The following is a 20,764-nucleotide window of genomic DNA, read 5'->3' on the forward strand; positions in this document are numbered from 1 at the left end:
TACTGCGGCCGGCGGGCGCGTCATGCACGGACAGCACGAGGGCGCACACGAGCGCCACGGCCGTCACGAAGTCCGATCGCACGACTGTTCGCGGGACCACGACATCACCGGCGTCATCGGCGTCGCCGGCCGCCAGCGCGGCGACCGGCACGACGACGAGCCCGATCCGCACCTGACGCAGCCCGGTTTCCGCGGCGCGCTCGCGCGCTTCCATGCGCACTGGGCCGCCCCCTGCCGTTTCCGCTCGAAGTACTCGAACGCGATGGTCTGGCTGTTCACGTTGCTCGTCACGCTCGGCGGCGGTCTGCTGCGCTGGTTCCGGCTCGGCGAGCCGAAGGCCGTCGTCTTCGATGAGACGTACTACGTCAAGGACGCATGGACGATGCTGATGACCGGCGAGGCCCGCAACTGGCCGGACACCGTCTTCCTCAACGGCGCCGAATACAGTGTCAACGACCTGTTCGCGTCCGGCAACACCGACAACTGGCTGCCGAGCGCCGAGTACGTCGTCCATCCGCCGGTCGGCAAGTGGCTGATCGCGCTCGGCCTCAAGCTGTTCGGCGGCGCCGGCAGCACCGTCGCGTGGCGCGCAAGCTGCGCGATCGCCGGCACCGTCGCCATCCTGCTGCTCATCCGCGTCGTGCTGCGGCTGTTCCACAATGTCTCGGTCGCCATGCTCGCCGGCATCCTGATGTCGATCGACGGCGTCGGCATTGTCATGAGCCGCACCGGCATTCTCGATATCTTCATCATGGTGCTGGCGCTCGGCGCGTTCCAGCTGCTGCTGATGCACCGCGACTGGGCGGTGCGCCGCCTGCGGGAACAGTACGCGATCGACAGCCGTCGTCGCGACGCCGAGTGGGTGCCGAATCGTGCGAATCGTTCAAAAAAGAAGAACAGGAAGAACGATTCCCCCCGTCCCTTCCTGCTCCGGGCGAAGGGCCCGCGGCTCTTCTTCTCCTGGTACCGGCTCGCGGCGACGTTCCTGCTCGGCATGGCCACCGGCGTCAAGTGGTCGGGCATCTACTTCTTCGCGGCGTTCGCCGTGCTGTCGGTGCTGTGGGACGCGTGGAACCGCCGCGAGGCCGGCTACTATTCGTGGTTCGGCGCCGGCCTGAAGGAGGGGCTGCTCGCCGCCTGCTACATGCTGCCGCTGTACGTCGCGACCTACGTCGCCGGCTGGGCGAACTGGTTCATGCATTCGGATTCCTATTTGCACGATTGGGCCGCCAAGAACCCGGGCGAGGGCATCACGTGGCTGCCGGAAGGCCTGCGCTCGTTCGTCGAATACCACCGCGAGATGTGGATCTTCCACACGCACCTCGACGTCTACCACGCCTACCGCGCCAACCCGCTGACGTGGCCGCTGCAGATCCGCCCGACCAGCTTCTACTGGGAGAAGGTCCCGACGCAGGGCCTGTGCACGCTGTCGCCGAACACGCAGTGCGTGGCCGCCGTCACGTCGCTCGGCAACCCGATCATCTGGTGGCTCGGCTCGCTGTGCGCGATCATCGCGATCGTCATCGCCATCGTCAAGCGCGGCGACTGGAAGATCTGGGCCGTGCTGATCGGCTTCATCGGCGGCTGGCTGCCGTGGGCGCAGTACCTGAACCGCACGACGTTCACGTTCTACTCGATCGTCATCCTGCCGTGGATGATCCTCTCGATCTGCTACGTCTTCAACGAAATCCGCAAGGCCGCCGACGCCACGCTCTGGAAGTGGGTCTGGGGCATCACCGTCGGCATCTGCGGCCTCGTCTCGCTGTTCTTCTACCCCATCTGGACCGCGATGCCCGTCCCCTACGACTTCTGGCTCGCCCACATGTGGCTCCAGAGCTGGATCTAGCGGCCCTTTTCTTCCAGTTTGTCCCGGCAGCTGGAAGAAAAGTCCTGGCAGCTGGAAGAAAAGTACCGTCAGAACCGGCCAACCCATGACCTTTTTTCCAGCTCACTCGAGGAACTGGAAGGAAAATACCGCCCGTCTCCCAAAACATGACCTCTGTTCCAGCTGGGCTTGGGAACTGGAAGGAAAGTCACGGCCAGGGACCTCCAGCCAGCACCTTCCTTCCAGCTGGCCTCGGGAACTGGAAGAAAAGTCACGGCCAGGAACCTTCGGCCAGCACCTTTCTTCCAGTTCGTGCGCGGAACTGGAAGGAAAGTCACGGTCAGGGACTTCCAGCCAGCACCTTTCTTCCAGCTGGGCTTGGGAACTGGAAGAAAAATACCGCCCGGCATCTGTCAGCCGGCACCTTTCTTCCAGTTGCAATGGGGGACAGCGACCTATAGTTCGTTGTTGGGTCCCGGTGCGAGAATCGTACAAAATTGTACAAATTCAATCGTTGAACAAAGACGTGACGAAAAGGAGCGACGATGCTGTATTTCGAGGAACCGGTCAAGGGCATCGACCATACCGAAGCGACGCTGTTCGGCTACGTGCCGTCGAACAGTCCGGAGATCGACGTCAAGCGCACGCGGCCGACGGTGCTGATCCTGCCCGGCGGCGGCTACGAAATGACGAGCGACCGCGAGGCCGAGCCGATCGCCATCCAGTACCTCGCCGCCGGCTTCAACGCGTTCGTGCTGCACTACTCCTGCAGCCCGTCGACGTACCCGACGCAGCTGCTGGAAGTCGCCGCGGCGATGCGGCTGCTGCACGACAACGCCGTCGAGTGGCACGTCGACGCCGACAGGATCGCCGTCGTCGGCTTCTCCGCCGGCGGCCACCTCGCCGCGAACTTCGCAACGAGCGCCGGCGACGACGTCGAGCGGCAGTACGGCTACGATCCCGACGAACTGCGTCCGGCCGCGTTGCTGCTCGCGTATCCGGTCGTCACGGCCGGCGAGTTCGCGCATCGTGGCAGCTTCGACGCGCTGCTCGGCGACAAGAACAAGAACGATTCGTCCGCCCTCGACGCCGTCTCGATCGAGAAGCACATCGACGCGAAGACGCCGCCGGTCTTCGTCTGGCATACCGTCACCGACGACACGGTGCCGGTCGAGAACACGCTCCAGCTGATCGCCGCCTGCCACGCCGCCGACGTCCCGGTCGAGGCGCACCTCTATCCGCACGGCGGCCACGGCCTGTCCCTCGGCACGATCGAGACCGCCTGGCAAGGCAACCCCGAAGCCGTCGAGCCCTGTGTCCAGAGCTGGTTCTCCCTGAGCATCGACTGGCTGCACCGCACGCTGGACTGACCGGCCTAGTCTACGGGAGAATCGTTCAGGATTTCCGACGGGTCGCGGAAGCCGGCCCACGTGTCTTCCGGGAAGATGAGGTCGGAGAAGTTGAGCCATTCCTCGACCGGGTTGATGCCGTCGTCGGCGAGCCAGCGGGACTGCAGGCCGTCGGCGGCGCTGGTGACGAGCGTGTACAGGTCGTAGAGCCGATCCTCGTCGACCGACGGCGGCAGCAGCCAGTTGATCGAGCCGACGAGCTCCCAGTTGCGGATGTGCCGCGCCGTGAAGAACTGGTGCGCCGGATGCTCCGGATTGAGCGCCTCGCCACTGAGCACGCAGTACAGCTGCGCCATCTCCGGCCGCTGCACGTTGTACAGCAAGGTGTTCAGGCAGTAGCGCGGGAAGAAGTAGATGCGCTGGCCGTCGGGGCCGAGCGTCGACGCGTTGAGCGCGCTGAACTGCGTCGCCTCGGTCGTGTCGTAGTTTTCCGAGAGGACCAGGTTCAGCAGGTCCTCCTTCGAGTCGATGTAGTGGTACAGCGCCGCCTCGCTGATGCCGATCTCGTCGGCGATGTCCTGCAGGCTCAGGCCCCAGTAGCCCTTGACGGAGATGATCTTCGCCGCCGTGCGCAGGATCTGCAGGTGCCGCTCCTCGGTGCTCATCCGCTTGCGTTTCGCCGGCTCGTCGCCGCCGGACGGCCGCGTGCCGTTGAGCACCTGATCGGCCGCCGGACTCGTCGCCGTCAGGAAAGGCTCCCAAGATGCCAACGTCATGCCGAACGATTCCTCCGTTCCTGTCTTGCTACTTCCCCAGCACTTCCGTCGCGAACGCGTAGTAGGCGCCGATCAGGCCGGCGTTGCCGGAGTGACGGCAGCGCTTGACCGACGTGCGGAAGTCCTTCCAGTCCTTGTTCTTCGCGAGCGCCGTCTCGATCATCGGGATCAGCGCCGGCTCGCGGGCGATCGAGCCGCCGATCAGCACGACTTCCGGGTCGACGGTGACGACGACGTTGAAGATGCCGACGGCGATGTAGTCGACCCACCGCTCGACGATGCCCTTCACGACGGGATCGTCCAGGTGCTTGAACAGCGTGCTCGGCAGCACGTTGCCGGACGGCTCGTCGAACGCCTCCGCGTAGTCTTCCGACAGCCGCAGCGTCGAGACGAAGTCGTGCAGCGGCAGCATGCCGGCGACGCCGTAGTTCGTGACCATCATGCCGAATTCGCCGGCGCGCCAGTCCTTGCCGCGGCGGATCTTGCCGTCGAGGAACAGCGCGCCGCCGAGACCGGTGTCGACGGTGAGCAGCACGAAATCGTCGAGTTTCTGCGCGTTGCCGGACATTTTCTCGGCCATCGCCGCGCAGTTCGCGTCGTTCTCGATCCACGACGGAATCTGCTCGTCGTCGGGGCCGCCGGTCACGCCGATCGCCTCGAGCCGCTCGGCGAGCTCCTCGCCGATCCGGTGGCGATACAGCATCGCGAGCGCGCCGGCCGTCACGGCTTCCTGCTTCTTCGTGTCGATGAAGCCCGGCATGCTGAACGTGATGCCGTCGATCTTGCCGCCGGTGCGCGCGAGCGTCGCCGCCTGCTTCTTCGCGACGTCGACGAGCGCGTCGTAGAACGAGTCGACGCTGTCGGTCGGCGTCGCGATCGTCCCGGGGATGCCGATCCTGCCGTTCGTGAACAGCGCGTATCTCGTGAAATTCATGCCGACTTCGAACGCCAGCACATGCTCGCTCGCCGTCGATCCGCCCGTCGCCTTCCTGACCGCCGCCATCGCCGCCCCTTCCGTCAACGAAAATTATCCTTATTGATAACTATATAAATAACTATACCCAGACGATCCCCGCGCCACACCACTCACGCCGTTATATACCCTCTTCCCAACATGCGTCTACTGATATGTCAGAAAGGAGTCCCCGGAGGGGAATTATATGTCCGGATGCCACAAACCCGAGCTGCCAGCTCGGGTTTGCTACATCCGTGAGATCCGGGAGAGAAGCTCTCTGGAAGGGAGCTGTCGGCGAAGCCGACTGAGGGTCGACCGCACGACCGCCGAAGGCGGAGTGCGCGCCGGAACGCGAGGTTGCGTTCCGTAGGTCGATCCCTCGCTTCGCGGCCATGCCGCTCGGCGATCCCCTTCCAGGGGATTTCCGCGTGGCATCCGGGAGAAATTACTCCAGCGACGTTCTCACTTCGAACGGCGCGAAGTCGCCCACCGGCTGGTCGGTGACGTTGATGGCGAACGTGGCCGTGCGACCGTCGGGCAGGTGGCGGCAGCTCACCTCGACGCCGTCGGGAGCCGCTTCGCCGTCGGAGGTTGCCGTGCCGGTGACGCCGGCGTCGGCCATGACCGAGTCGAGGACGGCCTGCATGCCGTCGGCGGCGAGCGCGGTGCCGACGAACGTCACGGCACCGTCGCCAACGACGTTCCTCGTGACGGCCGGCGTGCCGGCATAGAACCGGTCGCCGCCGTAGACGGCCAGCGTCGCCGCGCCTTCGGGCTCGATGATCGACGCGACGATGCCGCCGCTCGTCGCCGGCACGTCGCCGGTCGTCGCCGCGCCGGAGGCATCGTTCGCATGGCACGATTCGCCCGGGCCGACCGGCACCACCGGGATCGCCTCGTCGGGCGCCAGCGCGTCGATTTCCTCCACCCATGCGCCGACGAGCGGACGCAGTTCGCCCGGATAGCCGCCGGGAACGATCAGGTCGTGCTCGTCGTGCAGCCCGGCCATGTAGCCGGTGACGAACCGGCCGCCGCCGCGAACATACTCGCCCAGCGCGGACGCCACTCCCGGCTTGACGACGATCATCGCCGGCGCGACAACAACCCGATATCGAGCCAGCTCGCTCGCCGGCGTCGTGCTCGGGATGAAGTCGACGGCGACGTGGCGCTCCCAGAACGGCTCGTAGAACCGGTGGACTTCGTCGGGATAGCGCAGGCCCTGCGTCGGGCCGACGCAGCCCTCGAGCGACCAGTAGCTGTCCCAGTCGAACATCATCGCGACGTCGGCATGGACGCCGGCGCTCGCGGCGCCAATGTCGGACAGCGCGGCCGCGACGGGGCTATCGGCGAGCGCCGCGCCGAGCTTCGCGACTTCGCGGTACGTCCTCGAGCGGGACGAGTCGTCATGGCCGATGACGGCGCCGTGGAACCGCTCGCAACCGCCGCGCGACTGCCTGAGCTGGAAGAACTGCACCGTCGACGCGCCGTGGGCGACGGCCTGCCAGCTGAGCTTGGCGACCTCGCCCGGCTCCTTGACCTTGCAGTACGGGAACCAGTTCTGCTGGTTCGGCGTCTGCTCCATCAGCATGAACGGCTTGCCGCCGCCGACGCCGCGCATCAGGTCGTGCACCATCGCCGTGAAGCTCGGCGGCGTCGTCATGCCGGGATAGTTGTCCCAGCTCACGACGTCCATTTCGCGACCCCACTGGAAATAGTCGAAATCCTTGAACGTGCCCATCAGGTTCGTCGTGATCGGCCTGGGCTGGCGGGTGGCGACATCGGAGGAAGAATCGTGCACGATTCCTCCGTCGCTGTCGACTACCGGATCGAACCGGCGGATGGCGTCGCGCTCGAGCCGGAAGCAGTCGAGGAACTGGTCGCCCTGGAAGCGGCGATAGTCCATCTGCAGGCCGGAGATCACGCACTTGTCGGGGCCCATCGCGTCGCCGGCGAGGACCGGCGGGACGACGTCGTCCCAATCGTGCAGCGTGTGGCTCCAGAAGTTCATACACCATGCCTCGTTGAGCCGGTCGATCGTGCCGTACTTCTTGCGCAGCCACTCGCGGAACTCGACGGCGCAGCGCTCGCAGTAGCAGTAGCCGCCGCCGTTGCCGTACTCGTTGTTGACATGCCAGGCAACGACGTGCTCGTCGCCGACGTACCGTTCGGCGACGAGCGACGCGAGCCCGGCCGCGAACCGGCGGTAGTCCGGCGACGACGGGCAGAAGTTGTGCCGGCCGCCGAACAGCTGGCGGCGGCCGTCGATGCCGGTGCGCATGACGCCGGGATACTGCCGGGCCATCCATGCCGGGATGGCGGCGGTGCCGGTCGCCATGACGATCGAGAAGCCGTGGCGGTCGAGCAGTTCGACGATCCGGTCGAGCATCGAGAAGTCATACGTCTCCTCGTCCGGCTGCAGCAGCCCCCACGAGAACACGTTGATTGTCGCCTCGTTGACGCCGGCCTGCTCGAGCAGCTCGAGATCATGCTCCCACGTCTCCTCCGGCCACTGCTCCGGATTCCAGTCACCGCCATACAGCATGGTGTTGCTTCCTTTCTATTCTTCGTGCACCAGCGTCACGTTGCCGCCGCTGATGGTGATGGTCATGTCCATCGTGTCCTGATAGCTGTCGGCGGCGTCGACGACCTGGCACAGCACCTTGAACGAGTAGGTGCCGTCGCCGAGGCTGCCGAGGAACGACGGCGTCAGCGTGATCGTGCCGGTCAGCCGGTCGGCCGAGTCGTACCGGACGGCGAACGATTCGCCGTTCTGCAGCCACGGCCACCAGCCCGAATTCGGTCCGACAGTGTTTCCCGAGGAGTCCGTCGCCTGCACGCTCTTGACTTCGTTGCCGCTGAACATCACCGGGATCTCGATGCCGCCGCCGGTCGTGCCGCTCACGCCGCGCCACGACTCGGCATACGCCCAGTCCCAGCGCACGAGGTACTGGTGCCAGTCGGCGCCGTCACTGAACTGGAACGTCAGGTCGGCCAGCCGTCCGGCCTCTCCCTTCGCGTCGTACAGTCCGGCGACGTACGACTTGGCGAGCGTCACGGTGGACGACGCGGCATCGTACGAGTACTCCTTGCCTTCCGTCAGCCCGGCGATGCCGGCGAATTCGTTGCCGTTGAGCGTCAGCGGGATCGCGACGTCGGCGGTCGGCCCGGCATGCCAGTAGACGGTGTCGAGGCCCGTCGCGGTCGAAGAGCGCCCGGTAATCGAGGCTTCCAGCACCGCGCCGACGAGCGGATTGTTCCACGTGAACGACGTGCGGTCGATGCCGGAGCCGTTGTCCCAGAACACGTACGAGTAGCCGCGCTCCCGCATCATGGCGCCGGCGTATTCGTAGTACTTCATCTCCTCGCCGGCCTGCAGCGCGCCGGCGCAATCGTCGGCGTCGAGCGCGTCGTAGGCGGAGGAATCGTACGCGAGCAGGCCGTACTCGCCGACGACGACGCCAATTCCATTGGCCGTGAAGTAGCGGTCCATACGCTCGCAGAACTCGTCGATGCGCGTGCGCGGCGTGGCGCCGTCATGCTCGCCGTTCGCCGTGCCGTCGGCGCTGTCGAACAGCACCTCGTCGAACCCGGTGCGCCCGAGGTTCGCACTGTACACCCAGTCGCCGTAGTAGTGCGTCGACGCGAGGATATTGTTGTCGCCGGCGAGCGCGCCGTCGCCGGTCAGCAGGTCGCGCAGGCCCTCGAGCTTCCACGCCGTCTCGGTGTCGGCGTCGAGCGTCTGCAGGATGATCTTCCGCGTCTCGTTGCCGGCCGTGCCCCGGATGATGTTCACCGCGGCGACGTTGAGTTCGTCCAGCCACGCCTGCTTGTCGGCGTCGCTGCCGCCGTCGAACTGCGGCTCGTTGATTGTCTCGAAGCTCACCCGCTCCGGCTCGTCGGCGAACGTCGCCGCGAGCTGCGTCCAGTAATCGCCGAATCGGCGGTACGATTCGTCCGTCACGTCGCCGTTCCACGCGTTGAGCCAGGCCTTCGAGTCGTGATGGAGGTTGACGATGACGTACAGGCCCTCGTCGACGCACCAGTCGACGACTTCCCTGTAGCGCGCCAGCCAGTCGGCCTCGATAACATGTTTCACGTCGTCATCGCCGGCATTCTCGTTCACGGTCTCGCGATTGGCCACCGTGAACGGCACGCGGATCGTCGTGTATCCCTTCTCGGCCACGGCGCGAATGAGCTCCCGCGTCACTTTCGGATTGCTCCACGATTCCTCGTACAGGTCGGCATTGCCGTCGGTGAAGTAGGCATCGAGCGAATTGCCGAGATTCCAGCCCGCGCCCATGGCCTTCGCGTATTCGACCGAGTCCGTGGGCGTGCTCTCGTCGGACGAATCGTCGCCGTCCTTGTCGACGTCGTCGATCTCCTCCCCGACCGCGACGTCGTCCACCGCCGCTTCCGACGCGTCCGTCGTGCCGCAGCCCGTCAGCGCGCTCATGGCCAGGCAAATCATGACCGCCCCCACGGCCATCGCTATCCGTCGTCCAACCCGAAGTTTCCGTTCCTGCACGTCATTGTGTGGAAAGTTGTCGTTCATGGTCACTCTCTTCCTTGAGGGTTACTGAATGGACATCCCTCCATCATTCCAGATTGCGCCTTCCCGCTTGCCACAATCCTGTGATCCGGTCACCATATGTCAGAAATAGTTGACGGGTGGGAGAGAGAAGGGGGAAGTCGTGCCCGGGACACTCGAGGCCGTTCGGCCAAGCTGACGCCCGGTCACGACTTCCCCCTTCCCTCTCAGGTTTCGTAGTTCTCTTGCGTTTGCTGGTGACATTACAAGAAAAAGAATCATCCGAAAACGCAAGAAAATTACGAGAACTGGAGGGGGAAGGGGACGTCGTACTCGGGCGTAGGCTTGGCCGAACGGCCTCGAGTGTCCCGAGTACGACGTCCCCTTCCCCCTCCCCAACCGCCGAACAGTTTCCCATCCGGCAGGCAGAACTCACTTCACGTTGAGCGGATCGGTTCCCGGACGGACCAGGACGGGCAGCGCGTGGTAGTCGTACTGCTCGGTGTACCAGTGGCCGGGCTCGTATTCGGTGCCGGTGATCAGGTTGCGCCACGTGGAGGTCGGCGCGGCCGGGTCGGCCGGAACGTAGAAGCGGGCGACGCCGTCCTCGCGGAAGATCGGCGCGACGAGGATGTCGGAGCCGAGCATGTACTGCGTGTCCAGGTCCTCGCAGGTCGGATCGTCCTGGAACTCGAGCACCATCGAGCGCATCATCGGCAGGCCGGTCTCGTGCGTCTCGACGGCCATCGACTTGAGGTACGGGACCAGCTTCGCCTTCAGCTCGACGAACTCGCGGCAGACGTCGACGGCCTCGTCGCCGTACAGCCACGGCACCTTGTAGGCCGTGGAGCCGTGGTAGCGGGAGTGCGAGGAGAGCAGGCCGAACTGCGTCCAGCGCTTGTACAGGTCCGGGGTGGCCTCGTCCTCGAAGCCGGCGATGTCGTGGCTCCAGTAGCCGAAGCCGGACATGCCGAACGACAGGCCGGCGCGCAGCGACTCCGCCATCGACGGATAGTTGCTCGAGCAGTCGCCGCCCCAGTGCACCGGGTACTGCTGGCCGCCGACGGTCGCCGAACGGGCGAACAGGATCGCCTCGTCCTCGCCCTTCGTCTCGACGAGCACGTCGTAGACGGCCTTGTTGTACAGCAGCGTGTAGTAGTTGTGCATCAGCTCGGGATCGGAGCCGTCGTAGTAGACGACGTCCTCGGTCGGGATGCGCTCGCCGAAGTCGGTCTTGAAGCAGTCGACGCCCATCGCCACGAGCTTCTTCAGGTAGCCCTGGTACCACTTGACGGCGTCGGGGTTGGTGAAGTCGACGATCGCCATGCCGGCCTGCCACTTGTCCCACTGCCACACCGAGCCGTCGGTGCGCTTGATGAAGTAGCCGTTCTTCGCGCCTTCCTCGAACAGCGGCGACTTCTGACCGACATACGAGTTGATCCACACGCAGTTCTTCAGTCCGCGGTCATGCAGCTTCTTCAGCAGGCCTTCGGGGTCGGGGAACTTGTTCTCGTCCCACGCGAAGTTGCACCACTCGAGTTCCTTCATCCAGCGGCAGTCGAAGTGGAAGACCGACAGCGGAATGTTGCGCTCGGCCATGCCGTCGACGAAGTCGAGGACGGTCTGCTCGTCATAGTCGGTCGTGAACGACGTCGACAGCCACAGGCCGTAGCTCCAGTCCGGCACGAGCGGCGCGCGGCCGGTCAGCGCCGTGTAGGTGCCGAGGATCTCCTTCATCGAGCCGCCGCCGATGACGGAGTACGTCATCTCCTCGCCGGCGACCGAGAACTGCACGCGGCTGACCTTCTCGGAGCCGATCTCGAACTCGACCTTCGCCGGGGTGTCGACGAACAGGCCGTAGTTGCGGTTCGACATGTAGAACGGCACGTTCTTGTACGCCTGCTCGGTGCCGGTGCCGCCGTCCTCGTTGTAGATTTCGACGGACTGGCCGTTCTTCACGAAGTTCGTGAACCGCTCGCCCAGGCCGTAGATCTTCTCGCCGACGCCGAGGTCGAGCTGTTCGGTGACATGCAGCCTGCCGGACGGATCGTTCACCAGTCCCTTCGCCCGCCAGCCGGAGTGGGCGATCTCGGTGCCGTCGAAGAAATACTTGAAGTCGATCGTCTCGTCCTTCGCGATTTCCAGCGTCGTCTTGCCGCTCGTGAACGTCCACTTCTCGTCGTCCTCGGCGATCTCGACGGCCGGGTTCGTCTCGTTGAGCTGGAACTTCGGGCAGTGCGAACGATCCTTCCGGAAGTTGATGAGTCGCGTCGTGATGACGTTCTCGCGCGGCGACGTCACCTCGATCGTCAGGATGCCACCGTCAAGCGTCATGCCGGCGTTGTAGATCGGCGAGCCGAACGGGCAGTACAGCGTCAGCTTGCCGCCGTCGCGGTCGATGTCGGCGTCATAGATGTTCGCCGCGTACTTCACCGAGTAGCCGTCGCGGACAAGCCACCCGCCGTTGAGAAACTTCATGAGATGCTCCTTTGCATGTCCTGGAATTGGACCTTTGTTCCAACAATTGTCATTATTTCGAACGATTCGCCCCTCTTCGAGCCCTTTCGAAGAATTTCGAACCCTTCGATTCCGTTTCGACACTTCTACAAAGCTCCCTGGAAGGGAGCTGCCGAGCGAAGCGAGGCTGAGGGTCGACCGCAGGACGCCGAAGGCGGCCGCGCGCCGGAATGCAGGGATACGCTCCGCAAGTCGACCCCTCGCTTCGCGCTATCGCGCTCAGCGATCCCCTTCCAGGGGATTTATTGGGTGTTGCCTACCGTTCCACCCTCCCCTCGAGACGGATGTCCTGCACCGATTCGCCGACGTGGACGCGGGCGGACGGGGCGAGGGCGAACCAGCCGGCGTCGACGTTCCAGTAACCGAAGGCCTGCTCGTCGGTGACGTCGAGATGGACTTCGCGGCGCTCTCCAGGCTCGAGCCACACCTTCGCGAACGCCTTGAGTTCCTTCGCTGGCCGGTCGGTGCGCCAGGTCGCGTCGTCGAGTTCGCCGTCGCGGGCCGGGTTGCCGCCGCAGTCCTCGAGGCCAAGGTAGAGCTGCGGGACGGCGGCACCGACGACGGCACCGGTATTCTCCACGTGGAACAGGAACCGCAGCCGTCCGTCGGACAGCCGGCGGACGCGCAGGTCCGAATAGTCGAACGTCGTGTAGGACAGGCCGTGACCGAAGCAGAAGGCGACCGGCACGTCGAACGATTCGTAGTAGCGGTAGCCGACGAAGATGTCCTCGTCGTACGAGACATGGCCGGCCTGGCCGAATGTTCCACGTGAGATAGCCGGGCAGTCGGAAAGTTTCACGGGGAACGTTTCCGGCAGGTGGCCGCTCGGCGTCACGCGGCCGAACAATGTCTCGGCGAGCGCGCGGCCGCCTTCGCAGCCGTCGTACCAGTTCCACACCAGCGTCCGGACCCGCGGGCCCCACGGCATCTCGACCGGCGAGCCGGCGACGATGACGACGATCATGTCCGGCGCGATGTCGAGCAGCTCGGCGATCAGGTCGTCCTGTCCGTACGGCAGCGCCATCGACTCGCGGTCGCGCCCCTCGATGTCGAAATCGTGGTCGAGTCCGCCAATGAAGACGATCGGGTCGCCGCTCGCCGCGTAGTCGCGGGCGAGCGCGACAGCCTCGTCGTGCAGCCGCTTCGCCTCGCGCTCGGCGTCGACGACTTCCAGCGCGGAATTCTCGAGGCTCTCCTCCTGCCACGCCGCGTCCTGCTCGACCTGCTTGGCGTAGTATCCCGGCGCGTAGTCGATGTGCACGTTGCCGCCGAGCATGCCGTTGAGCCCGAGGATCGGCGTGATCTCGTGGACGGCCTTGACGACGGCCGAGCCGCCGCCGTTCGAATGCGTCCGGTCGGCATTGGCGCCGACGACGAGCAGCCGCTTCGTGGCCGTTTCGTTCAGCGGCAGCAGATGGTCGTCGTTCTTGAGCAGCACGATCGACTCGCGCGCGACATCGAGCGCCGTCTTCGCGTGCTCGAGCGTCGCGTAGGATCCCGGCTTGCGGGGAGGATACTGGAACGATTCGTCCGTTGGCTCCCGGTCGGGCAGCATGTGCAGCGCGTCCATGACGGCGAGGATGTGCTCGACCTTCGCCGTGACGTCGGCTTCGGGAATCGTGCCGTCCAGCACCGCTTCCCTGAGCGGCCGCGCAAAGTAGTAGTCGTCGAAGTTGTTCGTGACGCCCATGTCGCAGTCGAGACCCACGCGGGCGGATCGTTCCGTATTCTTGACGGCCGACCAGTCCGAAACGACGAAGCCGCGGAAGCCCCACTCGTCGCGCAGGATGTCGTCGAGCAGCTTCGACGACTCGCAGCACTGCGTGCCGTTGACGAGGTTGTAGGCGCCCATGACCGACAGCGTGCCGCCGTCCTCGACGACGGCACGGAACGCCGGCAGGTAGAGTTCCCGCAGCGCGCGTTCGGAGATCGATTCGTCGACGTCGAGCCGGTCCGTTTCCTGGCTGTTCGCCGCGAAGTGCTTCGGGCAGGCGGAGACGTCGGAAGCCTGGACGCCGTCGACGAACGGCACGGCGATCGCGGCCGTCAGCATCGGGTCCTCGCTCATGTATTCGAAGTTGCGGCCGCACAGCGGGGCGCGCTTGATGTTGATCGACGGGCCGAGGATCATGTCCTTGCCGCGTCCGCGCGCTTCCTCGCCGAGCGCCTTGCCTGTTTCACGTGCTAGTTCAGTGTTCCACGTGGAAGCCACCGCCGATCCGCTCGGCAGGTACGTCACGTAGTCGCGGGTGTTGTACAGCGGCGCCCAGTTGTCATTCTCGAGTTCCGCGCGCACGCCCATCGGGCCGTCGTCGAACCGGAACGGCGGAATGCCGAGCCTCGGCACTCCCTCGGTCCTGAAGAGACCGGCGCCGTGGATCATGCCGATTTTCTCGTCGAGCGTCAGCTTCGCCGCAAGCTCCCTCGCCCTGCGCACATTCGCGTCGCTAATCTCAGTCATGTCTTCTCTCCAAGAATCAAGTAGTAGCCAAAAGTGGTGAAGACTCCCTCTTCAGAGGGAGTCAAAAATCGCAAGGCGATTTTTGGTGGGAGTCACACTCCCTCTTCAGGGGGAGTCGAAAATCGCAAGGCGATTTTCAGTGGGAGTAACCAGCTCCCCGTGGTGCTGTTCAGTTCCCGGACTGCCTTGTGGCATCACTGCAGCCGGATCCTGAATCCGACCGGATAGTCGTCCGGCAGGCCGGTCGGCAGCGGGCGGACATGCAGCCCATCGGGATCGCGCGTCCACTCGACGGACGCCGACCGCCCATCAGCTGCCGCGCCGAGCTGCTCGACGGCGATGATCGGCGCGTTGAACGCCGGCTCGTGCTCGCCGTCGAACGCGGCGAACGTCGTGATCGTCAGTTCGCCGCCGTCCGCCATCGCCGGCCCCATGCAGTAGGCGAACAGGTCGCCGTCGCGGCTCGTGAAGCGCCAGTCGCCGGCGGTCCAGGTCGCGCCGCCGAACGGCGTCTGGTCGCTGAACGCGCCGCCCGGCATCGCCGTCGGCCCCTCGCCCGTCATGCGCCACGGGCGCGAGCCGTAGATGCCGTCGCCGTTTGCCGCCAGCCACCGGCCGATGCCATCGAGCACCGCTAGGTCGTCGGAAGCAATCGAGCCGTCCGCGCGGGGCCCGACGTTGAGCAGCAGGTTGCCGTTCTTCGCGACGGCATCGATCAGCGCGATCAGCAGCTCGGGCACCGTCTTGTACTCGAGCGAGTCGGTGTAGCACCACGAGTTGCGCGCGATCGCCGTGTCGGTCTGCCACGGGAACGGCGTCGCCGCCGGGAACCCGCCGCGCTCGACGTCGACGAGGCCGGAGCCCCACGCGCACGCATCGTACTTGTAGCAGACGGACACTTCCCTGCCCCAGCCGGCCGCCTTGTTGTAGTAGAAGGCCAGCAGCTTCCTCAGGTAGGGCTTGAACGCGCGGTGCTGAATCCACCAGTCGAAATACAGCAGGCTCGGGTGGTATTTCTCCACGATCTCGGCGTTGCGCAGCAGCCAGTCGGTCAGGAATTCCTCCGTCGGCGACGGCTCGCTCGCGATGTCGAATTCGTTCGGCTCGGGGGAAATGCTCGGCCAGTACATGCTGGAACGATTCGCGCTTTCGGACCGCACGTCGGAGTCGAACTGCTGCCCGTGGCCGAGGAACCACCAGTGCTCGGCGCGGTGGTTCGACGCGCAGAACGTCAGGCCATCGCGGCCGGCGGCCGCCTCGAGCTCGCCAAGGATGTCCCGGTGCGGGCCGGTCTCGGCGGCGTTCCAGTGCGACAGCTCGCTGGCGTACATCTGGTAGCCGTCGTGGTGTTCCGCCACCGGCATGACATAGCGGGCTCCGGCCCGGCGGAACGTCGCCATCCATTCGTCGGCGTCGAACCTGTCCGCCGTGAACAGCGGGATCAGGTCCTGATAGCCGCGGATGACATCGCCCGCCGGGTTGGTCTTGCCGGCGTACTGCTCGTGGAAGTACTCGTACTCCGGCTTGCCCTGGATGTGCATGTTGCGCGGGAACCACTCGTTGCGGTACTCCGGCACGGTGAACAGTCCCCAGTGCACGAAGATGCCGAACTTGGCGTCCCGGAACCACTCCGGCACCGGATGCTGCGCCAGCGATTCCCAGGAATCGTCATAGGGCCCCTCCGCCACCACGCGGTCGATATCGTCAATGTTCGGCATCGTCGTTCACTTCCTTGGTTCAACCTCCCTCTTCAGAGGGAGTCGGCAAGCGCGAAGCGCGAGCCGGTGGGAGTCAAAAATCGCGAAGCGATTTTTGGTGGGGATCAGCTCGCGGACGAGGAGCTGTCGGAGCTGCTGGAGCTGCTATCGGACGAGGAAGAGCTGCTCGACGAGCTGCTCGAGCTGTCCTTGTTCTTGTACTCCTCAACGATCTCCTCGCGGGCCTTGATCAGCGCGTCGGCGTTATCGGTATCGACCTTGAGGACCTGGTCGTAGCCGAGGCCGTCGAGCTGGTTCTGCATGTCCTTCCAGATCGACTGGAAGTCGGAGTCGCTCGTGGCCACCAGCGCCTGCCAGGAGGCGTTGACGATTTCGGTCTTGATCGAGGAGCGCAGCGTCGAGATCGTCGAGTCCTCCTCGGGCACCGTGTAGGTGGCGCCGGCCGCGACAGCCAGCTGCTTGTTGTTCTCGAGGTACTCGATATCGGTCTTCGCGCCGCCCATGTGCTCGGACCAGTCCTTCTGCAGGGCGGTCTGCTTGTCGAGCTGCGTGGTCCACAACTGCGGGTTGAACGCGGACTTCGTGTTCGGATCGATGTCGTTCTGGTTGACGGACTTGAAGTTCAGGGCCGAGATGCCGTCATTGTAGGAACCGCCGCCCCAGTCATCGGGAACGGTCAGGCCGTCGGAGTCGAACATGGCCTTCTCGCCGAAGTCGGTGAGCTGCGGTTCGTTGTCGTCATTCATCGTCCAGCAGAGCGTCTCCGGGCAGGCGGCGCCGCCGGAGTTCGAGGCGGACGCGTAGATGCCTTCCGGCGAGTACAGCCAGTCGATGAACTTGGCGAGGCGTTCCTTGTTCTTGGCCTTCGAGCCGATCGCGATGATCGTCGAGCCGTCACCATCCGGCGTGAAGCCTTCGGAGTAGACATTCATCGTCTTGAGCGGGGCGAGCATGAAGCCGACCGTCTTCTCGGCGTTCTCGTCGGAGTTCATGCGCGGCTTGCCCAGCCAGGACCAGATCGACATGAGGACCTTGCCGTTGGTGACCTTCGTCGACAGCGAATCCCAGTCCTGCGTGGTGGATTCCGGATCGACGAGGCCCATCTGGTCGGCCTTGTTGAGGAACTCGAGGACCTGCTCGTACTCGGAGTTGGTGTCGGAGGCCGCGACGACATCGGAGCCGTCGGCCTGGACCAGCACAGAGTTCTGCGTCGACCAGCCGAACCACTGGACCATCGCCTGGGCGTTCTGCATCAGGTCGCCGTCCCAGTCCTTGAACAGCGAGATCGCGTAGATGTCGTTCTGGCCGGTGTCCTTGCGGGCCTGGGCCTGCATCTCGGAGAGCACGTTGAGGAAGTCGTCGGTGTCGTTGATCTCCGGGTAGCCGATCTCCTTGTAGTAATCCCAGCGGATGTACGGGGCGGCCTGCGGCTCGATGCCGTCGGAGGTCTCGGTCGGCGACTGCGAGGAGACGTCCTGCGGAATGCCCCAGACACCGTCGGTGCCGGCTTCCTTCGTGACATAGTCGACGGCGGACTGGTAGTTGTCCTTGATCGTCGTCATGTCCTTGTCGTAGTACTCGCTCATGTCGGTGATCAGGCCGGCCTTGACGAGCTTCTGCAGGCGGCCATTGCCGGTCGACGTGATGATCAGGTCGCCGAGGTTGCCGGCGGCGGAACGGGTATCGAAGAGCGTATCGCCACCGCCCGCGACGTTCGGGGCGATGATGTTGAGCTCGATGTTGAACTTGTCCTTGACGATCTTGGCGAACCAGCCCTTCTGAACGCCCTGGTAGTTCGCCAGCGAGTCGAAAACGTCGACGGTCATCAGGCTGCCGTCGTCGGCTTCGTCGCCGGCCGAGTCGCTGCCGCAGGCGGCGACTGACAACATCGTCCCGGCGGCCAGCAGCGCTGCCAGCCCGGTGACGATCTTCTTCTTGATTCCCATCGCGGAAACCTCCTTGTTTCTTGTTCTCTTGCTCCTGTTGAGCAAAAAATCTGTTGTTGGGAACGATTCTTGCGTTTCCCGGTCTCAGCCCTTGACGGCGCCGAGCATCATGCCCTTGACGAAGAAGCGCTGGAAGAACGGGTAGATGAACATGATCGGCAGCACGACGATGACGGAGACCGTCATGCGGATGGCGGTCGGCGTGGCCGTCGAGGCGAGCGCCGTGACGGAGCCGCCGGCCTTGACCGAGTTCGCGATCGAGCTGGCCTGGTTGATGTAGGTGTAGAGCAGGTACTGCAGCGAGTACAGCTTCGAGTCGGTCATGTAGATCAGCGTGTCCTGGAACGAATTCCACTGGTTGACGGCCGAGAAGATCGCGACGGTCGCGAGGATCGGCGTGCACATCGGCAGCACGATCCGCCAGAACACCGTGAACGTGCCGGCGCCGTCGACCTCGGCGGCTTCCTGCAGCGAGGCCGGGATGGACTCGATGTAGGTCTTGACGAGGATGATGTTGAACGGCTGGACGATGGCCGGCAGGATGTAGACCCAGAAGTTGTTGGTCAGGCCGAGGTTCTTCATCGTGATGAACATCGGGATCAGGCCGGCGTTGAAGTACATCGTGATGACGACGAAGCGGTACCAGAACGAGCGGTGCCACATCTTCTGCTGCGTGAACATGAAGCCGAGGTAGGCCGAGGCGAGCACGGTGAGCACGGTGCCGATGACGGTACGGGCGACCGAGATCCACGCGGCCTGTGCCAAACCGTCGAGGCCGAGCACCGTCTTGTAGTTCTCGAGGTGGAAGCCCTGGATCCACCAGTTGACGTCGCCGGCCGCCGACAGCGAGTTGTTCGACAGCGAGTTGATGATGAGGTAGTAGAACGGGTAGGTGCAGATGAAGGCGAACACCGACAGCAGGATGATGTTGACGACGTTGTAGACCTTCTCGCCCCTCGTGCGGCGCATTGCCGGCGGGACGCTCTTCTTGTTCTTGCGTGCCCGGCGCGTCCGGGGTTCCGCGGTTGCTGTGGTCATGGTGGTTGCTCCTGAAAGTCGAAATTCAAACGGTGATCATGTGGTTCGTGACGGGATAAGGACGTGCGAATCGTTCGAGGGAAACCGGAAAGCCGGCCGGTTGCGAAGCCGGCTTGCCGGTCAGACGATGCCGACGCCGCGCGTGCGTTTCGACAGCCAGTTGACGATCAGCAACAGCGCCACCGAGACGAGCGACTTCAGCATCGAGATTGCGGTGCCGAGCGACAGGCTGTTCTGGGCGAGGCCGACGTTGTAGACGTAGAGGTCGAGCACCTGGATGTACTTCATGTTGAAGGCGTTCTGGAAGACGAAGTACTGGTCCATGCCGTTGTTGAGGAAGTTCGAGATGTTGAGCATCAGCAGCACGAAGTAGGTCGGCATCAGCTGCGGGATGGTGACGTGGATGATCTGCTGGAAGCGGTTCGCGCCGTCGACCTGTGCCGCCTCGTAGAGTTCGGGGTCGATGCCGGCGATGCCCGCAAGGTACATGATCGAGCCCCAGCCGAGGCCCTTCCACAGGTTCCACAGCAGCATCTTGAGCCAGACCTGGTCGGGAGAATCGAGGAACTTGATCGGCGTGCTGATGATGTGGAGGTTCATGAGCAGCTCGTTGACCATGCCGGAGGAGGAGAACATGGCGAACGCGATCGAGTAGACGAGGACCCACGAGATGAAGTTCGGCAGCGTCGTCAGCGTCTGGATGAGGTTCTTGAACCACTTCGCGCGGATCTCGTTGAGCATGATGGCGAAGATGACCGGCAGGAACGACGTCAGGATGTTCAGCATCGACATCGCGAACGTGTTCATCAGGACCTGGCCGATCTGCTGGAGCTGGGCCGGGTTCTGCACGAGCATCTCGAACCACTGCAGGCCGACGAACTTGCTCTGCGAGAGCGGGATCGGCGGCTCGTAATCGAAGAACGCGTAGGACCAGCCGAACAGCGGCAGGTAGCTGAACAGGACGACGAGGACCAGCAGCGGCGCGACCATCAGGAACAGCCGGACGGCATGCTTCTTGTCAATCGTGTGGGCGGCGAGCTCCTTGGCCGCCTGCTTGCGGGCGCGCTTCTCGGCGCGCGTCAGGCGGTGCTTCCTATGGCCACTGCCGCCTTCCTCGGTGAGCTCGGCGGCGACGGTCTCGCGGCCGATGACCGCTTCGGCGCCACCGGTCATGCCGATGGTCTCGTCGGTCTCCGTACTCGTTGACGTCTGCATGTCCTTCTCCTTTGAGTACTGCAGGTGAGTGGGGCAGCCGGGAAGCTGCCGGCGAGCGATTCCGCACCGTGGCGGAGTGAAGTCCGTGCCGCGCTGCGCTGCGCGGGCTTCGGTTGAGTCTCTCGCTCTCGTTATTTAGAAGTTTATAAATAGTACCTACTTTTGTCAAATCAACTTACTTTTGTACTAACTCCCCCGTTTTTCTGTTGAAATCGCTTGGTTTTCGACGAATTTCGCTTCATTGCGACACGCCGAGCCGTTATGTTCTTGCGCCCATTTTCCAACAGAAACGCCGATCGTGACAATTTCCGCCCGCTAGACGGAACGCACTGTTATTTATATACTTATTAATTAGTTCAGTCCAATTCACTGGCGGGTCGAAACGCGACCGGGTGGCGAGGCGGAAACGAAAGGCTTCGCTCCTCCGCCGGCGACG

12 protein-coding genes are annotated in these 20,764 nt (G+C 64.3%); 2 read left to right on the forward strand and 10 right to left on the reverse strand.

What is annotated here, in order from left to right; all coding sequences use genetic code 11:
- Positions 1-262: 262 nt before the first annotated feature.
- Both F6S87_RS07900 and F6S87_RS07905 read left to right on the forward strand, forming a co-directional pair.
- Positions 263-1,846, forward strand: a complete 1,584-nt coding sequence (locus F6S87_RS07900) for a dolichyl-phosphate-mannose--protein mannosyltransferase (RefSeq protein ID WP_163228164.1) — start codon at positions 263-265, stop codon at positions 1,844-1,846.
- Between the two features lie 524 nt (positions 1,847-2,370).
- The gene (locus F6S87_RS07905) at positions 2,371-3,195 is read left to right on the forward strand and encodes an alpha/beta hydrolase (protein WP_163228117.1); all 825 of its coding nucleotides are present in this window, start codon (positions 2,371-2,373) and stop codon (positions 3,193-3,195) included.
- Positions 3,196-3,200: 5 nt separating this feature from the next.
- On the opposite strand, the gene F6S87_RS07910 is transcribed toward F6S87_RS07905, so the two are convergent.
- The 10 genes from F6S87_RS07910 to F6S87_RS07955 form a co-directional block, all read right to left on the reverse strand.
- Positions 3,201-3,950, reverse strand: coding sequence for a TetR/AcrR family transcriptional regulator (locus F6S87_RS07910; protein ID WP_163228118.1), 750 nt, complete (start codon positions 3,948-3,950; stop codon positions 3,201-3,203).
- 28 nt (positions 3,951-3,978) lie between these two features.
- Positions 3,979-4,953 (reverse strand): ROK family protein, encoded by a 975-nt coding sequence (locus F6S87_RS07915; RefSeq protein ID WP_163228119.1) that lies wholly within the window; start codon positions 4,951-4,953, stop codon positions 3,979-3,981.
- 397 nt (positions 4,954-5,350) lie between these two features.
- A complete protein-coding gene (locus F6S87_RS07920; RefSeq protein WP_163228120.1) occupies positions 5,351-7,447 on the reverse strand; it encodes a beta-galactosidase in 2,097 nt (698 codons plus the stop codon).
- A 15-nt stretch (positions 7,448-7,462) separates the two neighbouring features.
- Complete coding sequence (locus F6S87_RS07925) at positions 7,463-9,373, reverse strand: cellulase family glycosylhydrolase (protein ID WP_163228121.1); 1,911 nt, start codon at positions 9,371-9,373, stop codon at positions 7,463-7,465.
- 492 nt (positions 9,374-9,865) lie between these two features.
- Positions 9,866-11,911, reverse strand: a complete 2,046-nt coding sequence (gene yicI, locus F6S87_RS07930) for an alpha-xylosidase (RefSeq protein ID WP_163228122.1) — start codon at positions 11,909-11,911, stop codon at positions 9,866-9,868.
- A gap of 295 nt (positions 11,912-12,206) precedes the next feature.
- A complete protein-coding gene (locus tag F6S87_RS07935) occupies positions 12,207-14,411 on the reverse strand; it encodes a beta-glucosidase (RefSeq protein ID WP_163228123.1) in 2,205 nt (734 codons plus the stop codon).
- Positions 14,412-14,605: 194 nt separating this feature from the next.
- The gene (locus F6S87_RS07940) at positions 14,606-16,129 is read right to left on the reverse strand and encodes an alpha-L-fucosidase (protein WP_163228124.1); all 1,524 of its coding nucleotides are present in this window, start codon (positions 16,127-16,129) and stop codon (positions 14,606-14,608) included.
- Positions 16,130-16,233: 104 nt separating this feature from the next.
- Positions 16,234-18,075 carry an ABC transporter substrate-binding protein gene (locus F6S87_RS07945; RefSeq protein WP_163228125.1) on the reverse strand — a complete coding sequence of 614 codons (1,842 nt, stop codon included), beginning with the start codon at positions 18,073-18,075 and terminating at the stop codon, positions 16,234-16,236.
- Positions 18,076-18,159: 84 nt separating this feature from the next.
- Positions 18,160-19,113 (reverse strand): carbohydrate ABC transporter permease, encoded by a 954-nt coding sequence (locus F6S87_RS07950; RefSeq protein WP_231129453.1) that lies wholly within the window; start codon positions 19,111-19,113, stop codon positions 18,160-18,162.
- A 120-nt stretch (positions 19,114-19,233) separates the two neighbouring features.
- Positions 19,234-20,328 carry an ABC transporter permease gene (locus tag F6S87_RS07955; RefSeq protein ID WP_231129454.1) on the reverse strand — a complete coding sequence of 365 codons (1,095 nt, stop codon included), beginning with the start codon at positions 20,326-20,328 and terminating at the stop codon, positions 19,234-19,236.
- Positions 20,329-20,764 lie beyond the last annotated feature (436 nt).

Origin of the sequence: Bifidobacterium choloepi, assembly GCF_010667615.1 — a bacterium.
Classification (GTDB): domain Bacteria; phylum Actinomycetota; class Actinomycetes; order Actinomycetales; family Bifidobacteriaceae; genus Bifidobacterium; species Bifidobacterium choloepi.

Coding starts and splice junctions, on each gene's coding strand:
- F6S87_RS07915 (WP_163228119.1), bottom strand. CDS start 4,953: ATGGCGGCGGTCAGGAAGGCGACGGGCGGATCGACGGCGAGCGAGCAT.
- F6S87_RS07940 (WP_163228124.1), bottom strand. CDS start 16,129: ATGCCGAACATTGACGATATCGACCGCGTGGTGGCGGAGGGGCCCTAT.
- F6S87_RS07925 (WP_163228121.1), bottom strand. CDS start 9,373: ATGATTTGCCTGGCCATGAGCGCGCTGACGGGCTGCGGCACGACGGAC.
- F6S87_RS07935 (WP_163228123.1), bottom strand. CDS start 14,411: ATGACTGAGATTAGCGACGCGAATGTGCGCAGGGCGAGGGAGCTTGCG.
- F6S87_RS07905 (WP_163228117.1), top strand. CDS start 2,371: ATGCTGTATTTCGAGGAACCGGTCAAGGGCATCGACCATACCGAAGCG.
- F6S87_RS07920 (WP_163228120.1), bottom strand. CDS start 7,447: ATGCTGTATGGCGGTGACTGGAATCCGGAGCAGTGGCCGGAGGAGACG.
- F6S87_RS07900 (WP_163228164.1), top strand. CDS start 263: ATGGTCTGGCTGTTCACGTTGCTCGTCACGCTCGGCGGCGGTCTGCTG.
- F6S87_RS07945 (WP_163228125.1), bottom strand. CDS start 18,075: ATGGGAATCAAGAAGAAGATCGTCACCGGGCTGGCAGCGCTGCTGGCC.
- yicI (WP_163228122.1), bottom strand. CDS start 11,911: ATGAAGTTTCTCAACGGCGGGTGGCTTGTCCGCGACGGCTACTCGGTG.
- F6S87_RS07950 (WP_231129453.1), bottom strand. CDS start 19,113: ATGACCACAGCAACCGCGGAACCCCGGACGCGCCGGGCACGCAAGAAC.
- F6S87_RS07955 (WP_231129454.1), bottom strand. CDS start 20,328: ATGCAGACGTCAACGAGTACGGAGACCGACGAGACCATCGGCATGACC.
- F6S87_RS07910 (WP_163228118.1), bottom strand. CDS start 3,950: ATGACGTTGGCATCTTGGGAGCCTTTCCTGACGGCGACGAGTCCGGCG.